The organism is Georgenia daeguensis (genome assembly GCF_039537705.1).
Lineage (GTDB): Bacteria > Actinomycetota > Actinomycetes > Actinomycetales > Actinomycetaceae > Georgenia > Georgenia daeguensis.
Genome location: NZ_BAABBA010000011.1, coordinates 115,459 through 131,081, shown reverse-complemented (window position 1 = coordinate 131,081; position 15,623 = coordinate 115,459). Strand labels below are relative to the sequence as shown.

Below are 15,623 nucleotides of genomic sequence, written 5' to 3'. Positions count from 1 at the left end.
GCCGTCGCCCACAACAATGCACGCGCAGGCACCGACTGCGGCAGCGCCCGCCGCCGGCGCCCCCGGCACCAACCTCTCCACGCCCGGGCGCTCACGGTGAGCCCGCTACCGGGGCGCGACCACCAGCAGGTCGCTGACCGGCTCGACGGCCGCGGTGCCCCGTACCGTCACCCGGTACCCGCCCGGCCCGGCGTGCGGGAGCTCCACCTCCCGCGCGCCTTCGGCGGCGCCCAGCGTCACCGTGACGGGTTCCGTGGGCGCGGCGACGCCTTCGGGGCCGCCGAGGTACTCGAGTGTCGCGGTGAGGTCACCGGTTGCCCCGGTCGGGGTGACGGTGAGGTGGACGGGCTCGTCCGCGCGGTAGACGTCCGCGAGGTCGACGGAGAGGCGCACCTGCGACGGCGCGACCCGGAAGCGCCCGAGGTGGACGCCCGACGTCCAGCCGCTGATCTGGGTCAGGACGGCGGGGGCGTTCTGGAGCGAGGAGTGCCGAGTCCCGGAGAACATCGCGCCGGAGTCGTCGGCGAGCTCGAGCGGCGTGGCCGAGACACGAGGCACGGTGCCGTCGCCGCCGAGGTCCTCGCCCTTGTAGGTGCGCAGGAGCTCGACGCCCTCGCCGGCGAGACGGGCCGACTGGTTGGTGGGCTGGTCGATGCCGACCACCTGGTGGAGGCGGTAGCCGCCGGTGACGTACTCCTCGAGCATGGCGTTCGCGGTCTGGGCGTCCTCGATCTCCTGATGGAACGCCCGTGCCGCGGCGACGGCGACGGGGTCGAGGTGAGGGGCCGCCAGCTCGGTGAGGCGGTGCAGGGCCCCGGTCCCGTCGTCCAGGCAGGGGTAGATGGGCAGGAGCTGGTGCACCGACGGCAGGGAGCGGGCGAGCTCGGTGAGGTCGACCAGGCCCAGGGCCGTGCGGCTTCCGTTGGAGAGCTGGCCCAGCGCGTCGAGGGAGCCGCGGTACGGCGCGCCGAAGGAGATGAGCGCGCGGGTGTCCCGCCAGCCGCCCAGCACCTCGAGGTAGTAGCGCGCGACCAGGGCGCCCATGGAGTGCGCGACCAGCACGAGGCGCGTGTCCGGGTCCTTCGTGCGCTGGGCGGCGAGCCAGCCGGCGGCGGAGTCGCGGAGGCGCCGGGCGGCGACCCGGTTGTCCAGGCGCCAGTCGTAGGGAAACTCGAAGTAGGTCTCTCCCGGCACCGCGCCGAGCCGTCGTCGGAGGTGGTTCCCGACGGCGGTGTACCCGTCGATCTTCCACAGCCCCGGGATGAGGTGGGCGTCGGCGGCGATCCGCGTGGCGGTGACGCCGTCGTCGGCCTCGCCGGTCTCGGTCGGGTCGAGCCTGAGGTCCTGGATGCTGCGCCCGCCGCTGAAGAGGGCCCGCAGGCCGGCCCCCACGGTGAGGCCGAAGACGTCATTGCCGTCCTTCTCCAGCACGCTGCCGACGATTCCCGGCAGCAGCACGTAGATCGTGGTGGGCACGAGGGTCCTCTCTCGGTCGGCGAGCTGGGCGCAGGTCAGTTTGCCGCTGAGGGGGAACGGCGGGCCGCGCGAACCGCGGAGCGACGCCGCCCCGTCGAGCTCGTCGCGGCGACCCGAGCGGCTCGGCGACAACACATTTTTCGCGGGTGTGAGCGGCGCGGGAGCCGCGCCGGCGCAGCGCGCACGCCTTCGGCCTGGTTCACGCCTGCGAGCCCCGCACAACTCGTGCGAGCCGCGGCTGCACCGGCTCGGCCTCGCTCACGCCTGTGAGCCCAGCACGACTGGTGCGAACCGCGCATGCACCCGTGCACCGCCGCTGGCGGATGTGACCGGCGCTCGCGGATGTGATCGGCGCTCGCGGATGTGATCGGCGCTCGCGGATGTGATCGGCGCACGACTGGCGCGAGAAAGGGTGGCACTGTTCCCGCGGGCCTCACACCGGCCGAAAGAGTGATCTCGGCCGGACGGCGATGCGCAGGATTGGCCACAGCACGCGGCCGCGGGCGCGGCCACGACACCCGGGTGTCGCCCGCGACACCCGGCGTGGCCACGACACCCGGTGTCGCCCGCGACACCCGGGTGTGGCCACCACACCCGGGCGTCGTTGCGCCACCCGGACGTGGCCGCGTCGTCGGCCGGCCCGGTGCGGGCCGACCGACGTCGAGCGACCGGCGCCAGGGCGGACGAGCGCGGTGCCGGGACGGACGAGCGCGGTGCCGGGACGGACGGTCTGTCAGCGGTTGCGGCCCGGGGCGGAGTCGCGGCCCGTCGTGGTGGCGGCGGTCTCCTCGGCCACGTCCGCTCCGGTGACCGCGCCGATCGCGGCGGGCACGTCCATGAGGCCGGCGCCGGTGGCGTCCGCGCCCCACGTGACGGTCGTCGTGGCGCCCGTCGGGTCCGGCACCTGTCGCGACCCGGCGCCGAGCGGCACCGCCGTCGCCTCCAGCGCCGCCTCGGCCTCGCCCTGCGTGAGACCGGGGTTCGCCTCGAGCATGAGCGCGACGGCGCCCGCCACGTGCGGCGAGGCCATCGACGTGCCGCTGAGGAAGTAGTAGCTGAGCTGGGAGTTCAGCTGGTACGGACCCACGACCCAGGAGCCGGGAGCCGCGATGTCGAGGTCCTGGCCCGCCAGGGCCCGGGACGAGAAGTCGGCGATGTAGGCGTCCTCGGCCGAGGTGGGGTCGGCGACGTCGCCGGTGTTCCACCACGAGCCCGAGGTCCACTGCCCGGTCCAGCCCGAGGCGGCCACGGAGATGACGTCCTCGTAGGCGCCGGGGTAGCCCATGCCGGCCTCGCCGCTGTTGCCGGCCGAGGCGACGATCAGCACATCGTTGGCGACGGCGCGCGCGACGGCGGCCTCGGTCAGCGCGTCCGGAGCCGGACCGCCGAGGGACATGTTGATGACCACCGGAGAGTCACCGAGGGCGCCCGAGACCTTCAGGTCGGTGATGTAGTCGATGCCGGCGGCCACCATGGAGGACCAGCCGGAGCCGTTCTGGTTGAGCACCTTCACCGGGATGACCGTGGCCTCGGGGGCGACGCCGGCGACGGGCACGCCACCGAGGTTGTAGCCCAGGATCGAGCTCGTCACGTGGGTGCCGTGGCCGTTCTGGTCGGTGGACCACTTGTTGGGCTGCGAGGAGATGGAGCCCTTCTCGCCGCCACCGCCGCCGAAGGCGACGCCCAGGTCCGCGGCGACCGCCTCGGTGCCGAAGTACTGGGGCCAGCTCGAGTGCAGGCCGGTGTCGAGGACGGCGACGTAGACGCCCTCCCCGGTCTGCGGCACCTCGCGGACGTCCGGGGAGCCCTGGTCGTAGACGTCGATCTGGTCGGTGTTCCAGGTCGCGATGCCGTCGACGGTGCTGGTGAACGGCGACGGCGCCACGGGCTTGCCGACGAACTGCACGTCCTCGTTGGCCGCCTTGACGAACGGCAGCGCCTGGACGTCGGCGAGATCCGCGGCGGCGATCTTCATCGTCAGCGCGTCGATCTCGGGGTAGGTCTCGTTGATCGTGCCGAACGCCCGCAGCTCGCGCTCGACGCGCGGCGTGAGGTCGGTGCTCAGGACGATGTTCACCCCGATCTGCGGGCCCGCAGCCTGGGCGGCGGGGATCGCGGCGATGGTCAGGGCGGCGAGCGAGGCGAGCCCGGTCAGTGCACGGCGCATGAAGTGGTCCTTCTGCTGGGGTCCCGCCGGAGTTTCGGACCGGACGGGGTCGTCGGTGAACGTGCCGAGCGTACCGCCGGCCGGTGACACGGCTCACAGGAACGGCTCCCCCGGTCCGCCGTCGCCATGGGGCGCGACGAGGGCGCCCGCCGCTCGCGACGACGACCGCGCCAGCCGGCGCCGGGCTGAAGGGGGCGGTTGCGGGAACCTTCCGTCCGCCGTCGCGACCGCGCGTCCATCCCCCGGGCCGGTCGGCACCGTGGAAGGTTCGGGGAAGGGCCTGCGTTCTACCGTCGTCCAGCCGCCGACGGTGGCGGCAGCCGTAGCGATGCGGCGGACGAGGCACGGAGGGACCGAGGATGGGACCCGAGCTGATGGTCGCGGCAGAGCTGTCGCGGCGGGCCATGGAGCACGACTTCGCGGGCTACCCCGAGGACGTGGCCTGGGCGCTGCGGCGCGACCGCGAGGAGCGAGCGGACCGGCGGCTGCGCCGTCGGGACGGCCGGAGCGGCGGGGCGGGCGGGGGCGCGCGGCTCAGGCGCTTCGCGGCACGTCGGCTGCACCGTGGCGCAGCCGCCGGGCGTCGAGCTCCTGGCCTGCCAGCGTGAACATGTCAGCCGCACGGGCGCGCATGCCCGCGGCGGCCGACCGGTCGCCCTCCGCGGCCGCCACGTGTGCGCGGGCCTCGAGCACGGCGGCGTTCCAGCCGATGCTGTCCCACCGGGCCGCCGAGGACTCGGCGGCCTCGAGGTGGCGGCGGGCGGCGACGAGGTCGCCCGCGTCGGCGTAGGCCGTGGCCGCCGGCAGCTCGAGCATGATCGAGCAGAAGAAGCAGTGGTCGTCGGCGCCCATGGCGGTCACCGCCTCATCGACGACGGCGACCTGGCCGTCGCCGGCCGCGAGCTGGATCTGGGTGCCATAGATCGGCGGCAGCAGGCACCGGGCCATGTGCGACCAGCGCGCCAGCGGCAGCGACCGCGCGAGGAGCCGGCGCGCCGACGGGCGGTCGCCGGTGACCATGCGGACCTCGGCGAGACGCTGCAGCGAGTGCGACTCCCCCACGAGCGAGCCGGTGCCGTGGTGGAGCTCGACCGCCTCGCTCAGCCGGCGGTCGGCGGCCTCGAGGTCGCCCTGGAGCAGGGCCGCCTCCCCGCCGAGCGTGGCGGCGAACGCGACGGCGCGGCGCACCCCGGACCTCTCGGCCGACTCGCGCAGGGAGTCCGCGAGCGCCATGACCTCCTCGTACGGCGTCGGTCCGTACAGGACGTACTCCGCCACGCACAGGTGGGAGTCGAAGATGCCGGTGACCAGCTGGGGCCGCTCCGCGCCGCGCCGCAGCTCGGAGTGCAGGCGGTGGAAGAACTTCCCGTCATAGTGGGCCAGCAGGGCCTCGAACGACACCAGGTCGAACGCCGCCGTGGGCGAGCCGGCCGCCAGGAGGACGTGCCGCTTGGCGAGCTCGGCGTCCTCCCGGGCGGCGTGGAGGTCGCCGGAGAAGAGGTGGACGTGCCCGCGGGCGATGAGCAGCTCGGCGTCCGCCCGCTGGTCGCGGCCGTCGAGCTCGAGGCCCTCCAGCGAGATGGTGGCGGTCTCCAGGTCGCCGCCCAGCAGCGCCGCCTTCGAGAGGTTGGTGCGCAGCTCCCGCACCGACGCGGGGTCGGTGGCGTGCGCGAGCGCCTCGCGGTGCGCGTCGACGGCGTCCGGGTGCCCGGCGGCGCTCAGCAGGGCGGCCCGCAGGGCGAGCAGCCTGGCGAGCTGCTCTCCCGTGGCGGCCGGGCGCACCCGGTCCAGCAGGGCGAGGGCGTCCCGGTAGGCGCCGAGCGCGGCATGGGTCTCGGCGGCGGTCAGCGCCCAGGGCACCGCCTCCTCCGGCCGGCCGGCCTCGACGAGGTGGTGAGCGATGCGGGCGGCCGAGCCGCCCGCGGACTCGACGGCCCGCGCGGCACGCAGCTGCACGGCCCGGTGGGCGGGCCCGTCGAGGCGCGCACGCAGCTGGTCGCGCAGCATCCCGTGCCGGAAGGCCAGCCCGGTGGCGGTGCGCACGAGCAGCCCGTGGGTGACGCCGGCCCGGACGGCGTCGCCGACGCCGTCCTCGTCCAGGCCGGCGACGGCGGCCAGCTCGTCGGCGTCGAACTCGTTGCCGAGGACCGCCGCGCACGCCAGGGTGTCGAGCACGGCGGCGGGCACCCCGCGCGGCGCGAGGACCGCGCTCCACGGGTCCCTCTCCCCCCGGGCGGCGGCCCGCGCCGTCTCGACGAGGGCGAACGGCACGCCGTCGCCCGTCTCGACCAGCGCCTCCACCATCGCGGGGTCGTCGACGTGCTGGCAGACCAGCGCGCGGGAGGCTGACGGGCTGAGCGGCCGCAGGTCCAGCGTCGTGGCCTGGTCCCGGGCGAGCAGGCTCGCGCGGACCTGGGCCAGCGCCGGCGGCGGCCCCGTGCCGTGGGCGACGGCGACCAGCACCTTCTCCCCCGCCGTCGCCCGAGCGAGGTGGTGCAGCAGCCGCAGGCTGGCGACGTCGGCCTCGTCGACGTTGTCGATCGTCAGCACCGCGCCGTTCCCGGCGGCGGCCAGCCGGAGCAGCTCGACGGCGGCCACGTAGAGACGCTGGTGGCCGCCGGCACCGTCCCACTCCTGGTGCCGGCCCGACATGGCGCGCTCGATCTCCTCGCGCAACGGGTCCGGCAGCCCGTCGAGGAGGGCCGGGTGGTGGCGGCACAGGTCCGAGAGCGCCTCGAGCACCGGGGCGTAGGGCCAGTCCGCGGCGGTCCGCGCCGCCAGCCCGGCCCCGACCCGCATGCCGCGCGCCGACGCCCCGCGCTCGAGCCGGACCAGCATCGCCGACTTGCCGATCCCGGGCGGACCGGAGGCGAACAGCACCTGCCCGCGTCCGCGCTGGACCGCTCCCAGGAGCCGGTCCAGCCGGGCCAGCTCGTCGTCCCGGCCCACGAGGTCGGTCTCCCTGACCGGGACGACGGCGGAGCCACGGAACTGCTCGATGGCCTTCTGCCGCAGCGCGTGGGCCCGCGGTCCGGGCGCCGCCCCGAGCTCGCGGCGCAGCGCGCGCTCCAGCCGCTCGAGCTGGCGCAGGGCCGTGGCCGGGTCGCCCGCACGCATGGCGTCCGCCGCGAGGTGGAGGTGGGCGTCCTCGTCGGCGGGGTCGGCGTCGACCACTGCGGCCCAGCGGCGGGCGGCGCGCAGCACGTCCAGGCGCAGGGCGCGCAGGCGCTCGCGCGGCTCCTCCGCCCACTCCTCGTAGGGCTCGCCGGGCAGCAGCTCTCCGGTGCTGAGGTCGGCGGCCCGACCGCAGGCGTCCGGGTCGCCCCTTCCCAGGGCGTCCGTGGCGGCACGCTCGAAGGTCTCGGCGTCGACGGCGACCTCGGCACCCGGCCACAGCTCGACGAGCTCGTCCTGCAGGACCAGCGAGTCGGGGTGACCCATGGCCCGCCGGGCGTAGTGCGCCGCCTTGTGCAGGCGCGGCGCGGCGGCGACGACGTCCGCCTCCGGCCAGAGGGCGTCCATGACCTGCTCCCGGTGCAGGCGGTGACCGGGGGCCAGGGCGAGGAGCTGCACCAGGTGGGCGGCGGGCCGGCGGGACCACGAGGCGCGGGGCACCGGCTCCCCGTCCACGTCGAGCGAGAAGCCGCCGAGCAGCGTGATTCTGACGTCCACCGCCACCTCGATCCGAGCCCCTGCATGGTACGTCCGGGCCAGGGTGGGCAGGAAGGGTGGGGAACGGGTCCCTCACACCGTCGCGACGTCGAGGGCGAGCAGCACGTCGACCTCGTCCGCCATCGCCGCCGCGAGGCCGCGCAGGAGTCCCTGGACCTCCGCGAGGTCCCACCGGAAGCCCACGATGGGTTCGGTGGCCTCGAGGAGCGGGACGGTCAGCCGGTCGCGGGTGGCCTCGTACTCCGCGAGCGCCTCGCGCTGCCTCGGTCCCGGCTCCGGTGCGGCGAGCAGCGCGCGGGCGAGCAGCTCGGCGTCCCTGAGCGCGTCGGTCATGCCGTGGGTGCTGAGCGGGTCCTTCCAGCCGCTCGCGTCGCCCACGAGCGCCCAGCCCGGCCCGGCCGCGGAGCGGAGGAAGCCCGGGACACCGGGGACGTGCCGGAGCCGGCCGACGAGGGGCAGCCCGGCGATCCGTTCCGCGAGGGCCGGCGGCACGGACGTCCCTGCCCACGGGTCCTCGCCGGCCGAGGCCGCGGGCCGAGGAGCGCGCCGCCCGGGCGGGGCCGGCGCTCCAGCCGGGACGTGCCCGGCCGCGTACCCGGTTGGGTGCCCGGCTCCGTGCCCCGCGGCGCGCCCGCCGGCCGCGGAGCCTGCGAACACGCAGGTGAGGCCGTCGTTGGTGGGGATGAGACCGCCCCCGCAGCCCTCGTCGTAGTACCACTCGTAGCCGGTGGCCGGCACCGCGAGGTAGCCGTACGTGGAGTCGGCCGCGTCGCGCCCCTGCCAGCGCACGGCGGCGCCGACCGCGGCCGCGACCAGCGAGCGCAGCCCGTCGGCCCCCACCACCAGCGGGGCGTGCTCCTCCCGGACCCCGTCCCGGCCGCGCACGACGACGCCGATGGCGGCACCGTCGTCCCCGCGCAGCAGCCCGGTCACGGTCGCGCCGTGCTCGACCCGAGCGCCGGCGGCCACGGCGCTGCGCACCAGCAGGGCGTCGAGGAAGGTGCGGCGCGGCGCGTACAGGGCGTCGACGCCGGCGCCGGGCCTCACGGTGACGGTGGTCGAGTCCCAGCCGTAGTGGAACACCACCCGGTGCACCGGCGGCACGCCGGCACCGACCACGTCGTCGAGCAGGCCCCAGCGGCTCAGCTGCAGCACGCCGGCCCGCATGAGCGCGTGCGTGGACAGGGTGTCGCTGCCCAGCCGGGTGCGCTCGAGGCACAGCACCCGCAGGCCGCCGCGGGCCAGCAGCATCGCGGTGGCCGCGCCCGCCACCCGGCCGCCGACCACGATCACGTCCCACCTCACGGCTCAACCCCCACCAGCGCGTCGGCGCCGACCTGCACCCGGTGCCGGGTCGCGATGGCCGCGCTGACCAGGGCGGCGTCGTGCCGCACGCCGCCGAGCAGGGCCGAGCTGCGCCGGGTCTGCCAGGCGGCGCCGACCACGTGCAGCCCGGGGACGGCCGTGCGGCCCGCGTCGTGGACGACGTCGCCGTCGGCTCCGAGCACGGGCAGGTGCAGCCAGGGGTGGGCGCGCCGGTAGCCGGTGGCCCACACGACCGTCGAGATGCCCCGGGCGCGCAGGTCGAGCCGCGTCGGCGCGCCGTCCGTGCGGGCCGGCCGCACCACGTCACCGGGCGCGGGCTCCGCCCCGTCGCGGTCGGCGACGGCGTCGATCCGGCCCAGTAGCCGGCGCAAGCGGTCGTCGGCCTGCGCCGCCGTCGCCGGCAGGTCCGGCGCGAAGGTGACCCGCTCGCCGTCGGCCGTGGCGAGCCGCCCGGCGAGCACGACGCCCCGGGACTGCAGGCTCGCGAGGTCCAGCTCCCGCAGGTCCGGCCTGCCGACCAGCTGCATCGACGGCTCGTGCGGCGGGCGGGCCGGGTCGGGCAGCGACGCCCGAGGACGGTCCATGGCGCCGGTGCGGCTGAGCCACTCGACCACGTCCCGCCCGCGGTAGCGCCGCGGGACCCGCGTGTGGCGGCCGACGGCGAGGACCACCTCGCGCCCGGCGGCGCCCAGCTCGTCGGCGATCTGGGTCCCGCTGGCGGAGGCACCGACCACCAGGACTCCGCCTTCGGGAAGGCCCGCCGGGTTGCGGTAGTCGTCCGAGGCAACCTGGACGACGCCGTCGCCGAGCCCCGCCGCGACCCCCGGGACGCGCGGCAGGGCGTTGTGCCCGGTGGCGAGCACGACGTCGTCGGCGCGCCAGCACCCGGTGGTCGTGGAGATCAGGAAGCGGCCGAGGTCACGGCGCACGCCGAGCACCTCGGTGTGCTCGGCCACCGGCGCCGCGAAGGACAGCGCGTAGTCCTCGAGGTACCCGACCAGCTCGTGGCGGCTCATGTAGCCGTGCGGGTCGGGACCGGTCCACCGCCAGTGGGGCAGGTGGCTGAACCACCGCGGGGTCAGCAGCGTGAGGCTGTCCCAGCCGCGGGTGCGCCACCGGTGGGCGAGCGTGCCGCGCTCGAGCACGACGTGGTCGACGCGCAGCTCGGTGAGCAGGCGGCTGACGGCCAGTCCGGCCTGCCCTCCGCCGATGACGACGACCGTGGTCGTCAGCATGAGTTCTCCTCGTCATCTCTCTCGATCGGCACGGGGCGGGGTCTGCCCGTCCCGTGCCGGTGGGGGTGCGCCTAGCGGGTCTCGTCGGGGCTGGCGTGGACGTCGACGACGACGTCGGTGCCGTGGGTGAGCACGTCGTAGACCGCGGAGCGGTCCTGCGAGCGCCGCACGACGGCCTCGAGCTGCTCGGCGGTGGCGTCGCCCTCGATCTCGAAGTGCACGCGGATCTGGCGGTAGCCGTTGCGGACGCCGGTGTCGATGCCGAGCATGCCCAGGAGGCTGATGTCCCCCTCGACCGTCGAGGCCACCCGGTGCAGCTCGATCCCGCGCGCCGCGGCCACGTTCGCGATGCCGTGCGTGAGGCAGGCGGCGATCGCGTGGAGCAGGTACTCCACGGCGGTGGGGCCGTGGTCCTGCCCCACCAGCACGGCGGGGTGGTCCGCGTCGAGCACGAACGGGCGGTCGCGGGTGGCGTCCTCCTGCCCGGCCCCGTAGAAGCCGTCGACGAAGGTGCGGTTGTGCGTGCCGCTGACCCACTCGTTCCGTGCGCGGAACTGGAACTCGCCGAGCTCCTGCTGCTCACGCACGAGGTCGAGGGTCGCGAACAGGACCGGGACGTCGACGCCGTTCATCGCGGCGCGGTCCTGGCTGGTCGTCGTCATGTCGTCTCTCCTTGGTCGTCGGGCCATGACGGGAGACGACGCTAGGAACCGGACCTTCCCCCGACCTTCCCGGGACGCCGCGCCGCACGCACGGCCGGGAAGGCGCGGGGAAGGCCGCCGGTGCACGGTGCGGCGATGGTGATCCACGTGGGCGACAGCGCCCGGCGCACCCGCACGGTCACGGCGGAGGACATCGAGCTGTTCGCCCGCATGACCGGGGACCGGAACCCGCTGCACACCGACCCGGACCTCGCCGCGAGGAGCCGGTTCGGCGGGATCGTCGTGCAGGGCGGCGTGACCTCGGGGCTGCTCAACGCCGTCGTCGCGACGGACCTGCCGGGGCCGGGATCCGTCTTCCTGCGCACCGACTGGTCCTTCCGCGCGCCGGTGCGGCCCGGGGACACGATCACGGCGGAGGTGGTCGTGACGGCGGTCCGCAGCGACAAGCCCGTCACCGAGCTGCGCACGACGGTCACCGACGGCTCGGGCACCGTGGTGCTGGACGGCACGGCGGTGGTCTGGCGGGACCCGGCCGTCGCCGCGGCCACGTCCTGAGCCGGCGGTCAGGCGCCGGCCGGGGCTCCCGCGGGCACGCGGCACGACCACGCCTGGGGCAGGACAGTCCACGTGCGGGACCTCATCGGACCGGCCACCTCGCCGTCGGCGTTGACGCGGAAGGCGTTGTCGTCGTCGACCGCCTCGACGGTGACCTTGCGGCCGCGCACGGTGCGCACGTCCTTGCGCCCGATGTGGTGCCCGCCGCGCAGCTGCAGGGCGAAGGCCGCCCGGGCCACGGGCCCGGTGGCCGCCGCGAGGACGACGTCGGCGACCCCGTCCCCTTGCTGGGCCTGGGGCACGGCCCTGGCGCCACCGCCGATGGAGCTGCCGAGGCCGACGGTCACCATGAGCAGAGGCTCCTTGCCGTCGTGGACGACCTCGTCGTCGACGGTCACGCGCAGGCACCAGCCGGTCGTGGAGACGCCCGCCCGGACCGCGCCGAGCGCGTACCCCGCCGTGCCGAGCGCGCCTTTGATCTCCTCCGCGCCGGCGGTCGCCTCCGCCCCGACCCCGGCGTGGACGACGTTGACGACGATGCCGCCCTCGTCGTCGAGCAGGAGGTCCATGGGCTGCGGGACGCCCTGGAGCGCGACCAGCGCGGCCTCCTCGGGGTCCTGCGGGAGCCCGAGGCCACGGGCGAGGTCGTTGCCGGTGCCGAGCGGCACGACCGAGACCGGACCGGTCGCGTCGAGCAGCCCGAGGTGGAGGAGCGCGTCGACGCACGCGTGGACCGACCCGTCGCCGCCGAGCACGACGACCTCCCGCCCGGCCGCGTGGCGGAGCGCCGTGCGGATCTCCTCCGGCCCCTCCGGGACGACCACCTCCACCTCGGCGCCGGCGCGGAGCACCGCGAGGGCGGCGTCGACGGCGGCGTCGTCGGCCGACCCCGCCGCGCTGTTCGCCAGGACGAGGAAGGAGCGGGAGGCGGTCATGGCGCCAGTCTGGCGCGCACCAGGGCCGTCCGCCCAGCGAACTGCGTCCCGGCTCCGTAACCCTGGCGACGGCGCCCGGCCGGTGCTATCTACATTGCCACCGTCTCGTCACCCGCAGGAGAGGACCATGACCAGCTGGCGTCGGTACGACGCGACACTGTTCCCGATCTTCCACGAGCGCTTCGAGGAGAAGTGGGGAAAGGGCTCCGCCCCGTTCCTGGACCCTGGCGTGTTCTTCGAGGAGCAGCCCCGGCCTCGTGCGCAGTGGGTCAACGTCGACACCGGGGCCGCGGTGGCCGTCGTGCCGATCTGGGCCGACGAGGACGGCCGGCACCGCTCGTTCGGGGTCTTCTACCTGCCGCCGGCCGGTGACATCTGGGTGCTGCGCCCGGGCGTCACGGAGTACGTGGAGGCCGGCGGGGCGCTCACGGAGGACCAGGTCACGCTGCGCAACGACGCCTTCCGCAAGGCCGTCGCGCACGCGAAGGCGTTCATCTTCGGGCACGACGGGTGAGGCGCCCCCGGAGCGCTACGCCGCGATGAAGTTCCGCAGCTGCTCCACGACGAACGCGTGGTCGTCCCGCTGCGGCAGCCCGGAGACCCCCACCGCGCCCAGGAGCGCCCCGCCCCGGCGCAGCACGAGCGGGAAGACGCCCCCGTGCGCGGCGAACCGGTCGGTGTCGAGCCGGCCGTCGACGTCGAAGTCCTTCCCCTGGACGCGGAACTGCTCGCCGACGCCGAGGGAGCTGCGGCCGTAGCGCAGGACCACCGCCGTCTTGCGCGCCAGCCACTCGTCGTTGTCGGCGGACGAGCCGGGCAGCGCCGCGTGGAAGACGCGCTGCTGCCCGAGGACGATGCCGATCGCGACGGGCAGGCTCCGCTCGGCGGCGACCCGGCGCATCTGCGCGCCGAGCACCCAGGCGTCGTCGACTCCGAACGAGTCGAGGCGCAGCTCGGCCTCCTCGGCGAGGATCTGCTCGTACAGGTCGCTCGGGTAGCTCATGGCACGTCAGGGTACGGCCCGCCCGTGGGCCTCGGGCGAAGGCCGCCGACGGCCCAGCATTTTTCGGGTGCGGGACAGAGCCCCTAGGGTGAACGAACTGACCGGGTCCGGACGGGCCACCAGAGCAGCAAGGAGTGGCATGAGCGAGCCGATCGGGCAGGTCACCGTACGTACCTCCACGACCAGGACCCGACTGGTGCTGTCGGGCGAGGTCGACATGAGCCTGGCCGACGAGCTGTCCGCGGCGGTGGACGAGGTCCTCGTCCTGGGACTGCCGGTCGACGTCGACGTGCGCGACGTGACCTTCCTCGACTCCAGCGGCCTGAGCAAGCTCGTCCACCTCGCAACGGGTGCGGTCACTCGCCCGCGGCTGATCGAGCCCCCCGACTTCGTCACGTTCCTGCTCGAGGTGACGCGCCTCGACGAGGTCATGGACGTTCTCGAGAGCGACCCCGGATTCCCCGACGGCGATCCCGCCTCGGGCCTCGTCGAGCTCGGTGACCACCGCGACGCCGTCTGAGCCTGTGAGCACGGCGCAGAATCCGAAGATTCCGGACTTACCGCTCGTTCGAAGGGCGACCGGACCGACCCCGAACTACGCTCGAAGCAGCAGGATCCACATGACGCCGTCACGAGAGCCGCGACCGCCAGAGACCGACATCATGGACCGACACACACGCACCGACCAGCCCGACCACACGCCCCCGGCGACGGACCTCCGGCCCGACGTCCGGTCGGCGCGCCCGGCGGGACGCTGGGAGTTCACCGACGCGAACGAGCTGCCCGTGCTGCGCCGCTCGGTCACCGAGGCGGCGGCGCGGTCCGCCGCGCTCAACAACGACGGCAAGAACGACGCGGCGGTCCACCACAACCTCGCCCTGGTCACCACCGAGCTCGCCACCAACGCGCTGAAGTACGGGGTCCAGCCCGGGGTCGTGCGCCTGCACCGCCTGGCGGCGGGCTGGCTGGTCGACGTCGCGGACGGGCGCGCGGACCAGGCCCCCCGGCCGCAGGCGCCGGTGCCGGGCCGGCCGGGCGGCAACGGTCTGCTGATCGTCTCGATGCTGTCGGTGCGGTGGGGCTGGTACGTCGACTCCAACAGCACGCCCCGCAAGCACGTCTGGGCGGAGCTCGCCGACTCCTGACCCAGGGCCCTGCCCTCCTCGCGCGGGATGTTGCCGCTGCGCATCCAGTCGCGCCGAGCGACGTGACGTTCGGTGCGTGTCACCGCTGCGGAACGAGGCGACGCGCCGGTGGCACCCATTCCGGCGCCGGCCACGAGACCGAACTCACCCAGGGATCCGCCGCCGCGCGCCGGCCATCTCCACATCGGGGCCGCTTCGCCGTCCATATGATGCCGGGACAGGATCGGAAGGGGCTGGAGTGCAGCGGATCGTCGGTGTCGAGCGCGACTACGCGTGGGGTTCCCACGACGCCATCCCCGGCCTGCTGGGCGCGGAGCCCGGCGGCGGCCCCGTCGCGGAGCTCTGGTTCGGCGCCCATCCGGACGGCCCCGCGCGCCTGGAGGCCGTCTTCGGCGACGCCGGCCCGGACCTGCTCACCCACATCGCGGCCGACCCCGTCGGCGCGCTCGGCGACGACGTCGTCTCGCGCTTCGGGCCCCAGCTGCCGTACCTGCTCAAGCTGATCGCCCCCGCGAAGCCGCTCTCGCTGCAGGTCCACCCGAGCCTCGAGCGCGCCCGGGAGCGCTTCGCCGCGGAGTCGGCGGCCGGCATCGCGCTGGACGACCCGACCCGCAACTACCGCGATCCCAATCACAAGCCCGAGCTCGTCTTCGCGCTGACCACCTTCCGGGCGATGTGCGGCTTCCGCGCCCCGCGCCGTGCCGCCGAGCTGCTGGCGGACCTCGACACGCCGCTCGCGCAGAGCCTGCACGCCACGCTTCGCGCGGACCCGACGGCGGAGGGCGTCAGGGCCGCGTTCACCTGGCTCCTCGACAGCGAGACCCGCCCCTCCCACGACGCCGTCCAGGAGCTGGCGGCGGCCTGCGCACGCCGGCTCGCCGACGGATCGCCGTCGCCCCGCGCGGACAACACCGTGGTCAGGCTCGCCGAGGCCTACCCGGGCGACCCGGGCGTCGTCGTCTCGCTCCTGCTCAACCCCGTCACGCTGCAGCCGGGCGACGCGCTGTTCGTGCCGGCCGGCGGGGTTCACGTGTACCTCGCGGGCCTGGGCGTGGAGCTCATGGCGGCGTCGGACAACGTGCTGCGCGCGGGCCTGACGCCCAAGCACGTCGACGTCCCCGAGATGCTCGAGTGCGTCGACTACGTCGCCGCGCCGCCCATCCGCATCGCCCCGGAGGTCTTCCACGGCGCCACCCGCGTCTTCTACGCCCCGGTCGACGACTTCGAGCTCGCCGTCACCGCGCTCACCGACGTCAACGGCGGCCCCTCCCACCCCCTGCCCGGCCGCGGCCCGCGGGTGCTGCTGTGCCTGGACGGGCGGATCGAGGTGACCTCGGAGACCGACTCGGCGGTGCTCGAGCGCGGCGAGGCCTACTTCGTCCGCGCCGACGAGGGTGCGCTGCGCGGGCGGGGCACCGGCACCCTCGTGCAGGCGGACGTGCCGTAG

13 protein-coding genes are annotated in these 15,623 nt (G+C 75.2%); 5 read left to right on the top strand and 8 right to left on the bottom strand.

All coding sequences use genetic code 11. The annotated features are described in order from the left end of the window. Positions 1-105 precede the first annotated feature (105 nt). The 6 genes from ABD774_RS12540 to ABD774_RS12515 form a co-directional block, all read right to left on the bottom strand. Complete coding sequence (locus ABD774_RS12540; RefSeq protein ID WP_345041650.1) at positions 106-1,476, bottom strand: lipase/acyltransferase domain-containing protein; 1,371 nt, start codon at positions 1,474-1,476, stop codon at positions 106-108. A 733-nt stretch (positions 1,477-2,209) separates the two neighbouring features. Next, a complete protein-coding gene (locus ABD774_RS12535; protein WP_345041648.1) occupies positions 2,210-3,643 on the bottom strand; it encodes a S8 family serine peptidase in 1,434 nt (477 codons plus the stop codon). Positions 3,644-4,177: 534 nt separating this feature from the next. After that, entirely contained in the window at positions 4,178-7,315 is a 3,138-nt protein-coding gene (locus ABD774_RS12530) for an ATP-binding protein (protein ID WP_345041646.1), read from the bottom strand. A 72-nt stretch (positions 7,316-7,387) separates the two neighbouring features. Further along, entirely contained in the window at positions 7,388-8,620 is a 1,233-nt protein-coding gene (locus tag ABD774_RS12525; protein WP_345041644.1) for an FAD-dependent monooxygenase, read from the bottom strand. Continuing rightward, a complete protein-coding gene (locus tag ABD774_RS12520) occupies positions 8,617-9,876 on the bottom strand; it encodes a flavin-containing monooxygenase (RefSeq protein ID WP_345041641.1) in 1,260 nt (419 codons plus the stop codon). The genes ABD774_RS12525 and ABD774_RS12520 overlap by 4 nt, the downstream gene beginning before the upstream one ends. Before the next feature lie 71 nt (positions 9,877-9,947). Then, entirely contained in the window at positions 9,948-10,538 is a 591-nt protein-coding gene (locus ABD774_RS12515) for an OsmC family protein (RefSeq protein WP_345041640.1), read from the bottom strand. Between the two features lie 135 nt (positions 10,539-10,673). Between ABD774_RS12515 and ABD774_RS12510 the strand changes: the two genes are divergently transcribed. After that, positions 10,674-11,093, top strand: a complete 420-nt coding sequence (locus tag ABD774_RS12510) for a MaoC family dehydratase (protein WP_345041639.1) — start codon at positions 10,674-10,676, stop codon at positions 11,091-11,093. Positions 11,094-11,101: 8 nt separating this feature from the next. Here ABD774_RS12510 and ABD774_RS12505 read toward each other — a convergent pair whose 3' ends face one another. After that, positions 11,102-12,028 (bottom strand): diacylglycerol/lipid kinase family protein, encoded by a 927-nt coding sequence (locus ABD774_RS12505; protein WP_345041637.1) that lies wholly within the window; start codon positions 12,026-12,028, stop codon positions 11,102-11,104. 127 nt (positions 12,029-12,155) lie between these two features. On the opposite strand from ABD774_RS12505, the gene ABD774_RS12500 reads away from it, so the two are divergent. Continuing rightward, on the top strand, positions 12,156-12,542 hold the full coding sequence (locus ABD774_RS12500; RefSeq protein WP_345041635.1) for a hypothetical protein: 387 nt from the start codon (positions 12,156-12,158) through the stop codon (positions 12,540-12,542). A 15-nt stretch (positions 12,543-12,557) separates the two neighbouring features. On the opposite strand, the gene ABD774_RS12495 is transcribed toward ABD774_RS12500, so the two are convergent. Then, positions 12,558-13,031 carry a heme-degrading domain-containing protein gene (locus ABD774_RS12495; protein WP_345041632.1) on the bottom strand — a complete coding sequence of 158 codons (474 nt, stop codon included), beginning with the start codon at positions 13,029-13,031 and terminating at the stop codon, positions 12,558-12,560. Between the two features lie 139 nt (positions 13,032-13,170). On the opposite strand from ABD774_RS12495, the gene ABD774_RS12490 reads away from it, so the two are divergent. The 3 genes from ABD774_RS12490 (at position 13,171) to manA (ending at position 15,623) form a co-directional block, all read left to right on the top strand. After that, positions 13,171-13,551 carry an STAS domain-containing protein gene (locus ABD774_RS12490; protein WP_345041630.1) on the top strand — a complete coding sequence of 127 codons (381 nt, stop codon included), beginning with the start codon at positions 13,171-13,173 and terminating at the stop codon, positions 13,549-13,551. Between the two features lie 142 nt (positions 13,552-13,693). Further along, on the top strand, positions 13,694-14,176 hold the full coding sequence (locus ABD774_RS12485; RefSeq protein WP_345041627.1) for an ATP-binding protein: 483 nt from the start codon (positions 13,694-13,696) through the stop codon (positions 14,174-14,176). Between the two features lie 238 nt (positions 14,177-14,414). Beyond that, the gene (gene manA, locus ABD774_RS12480) at positions 14,415-15,623 is read left to right on the top strand and encodes a mannose-6-phosphate isomerase, class I (protein ID WP_345041625.1); all 1,209 of its coding nucleotides are present in this window, start codon (positions 14,415-14,417) and stop codon (positions 15,621-15,623) included.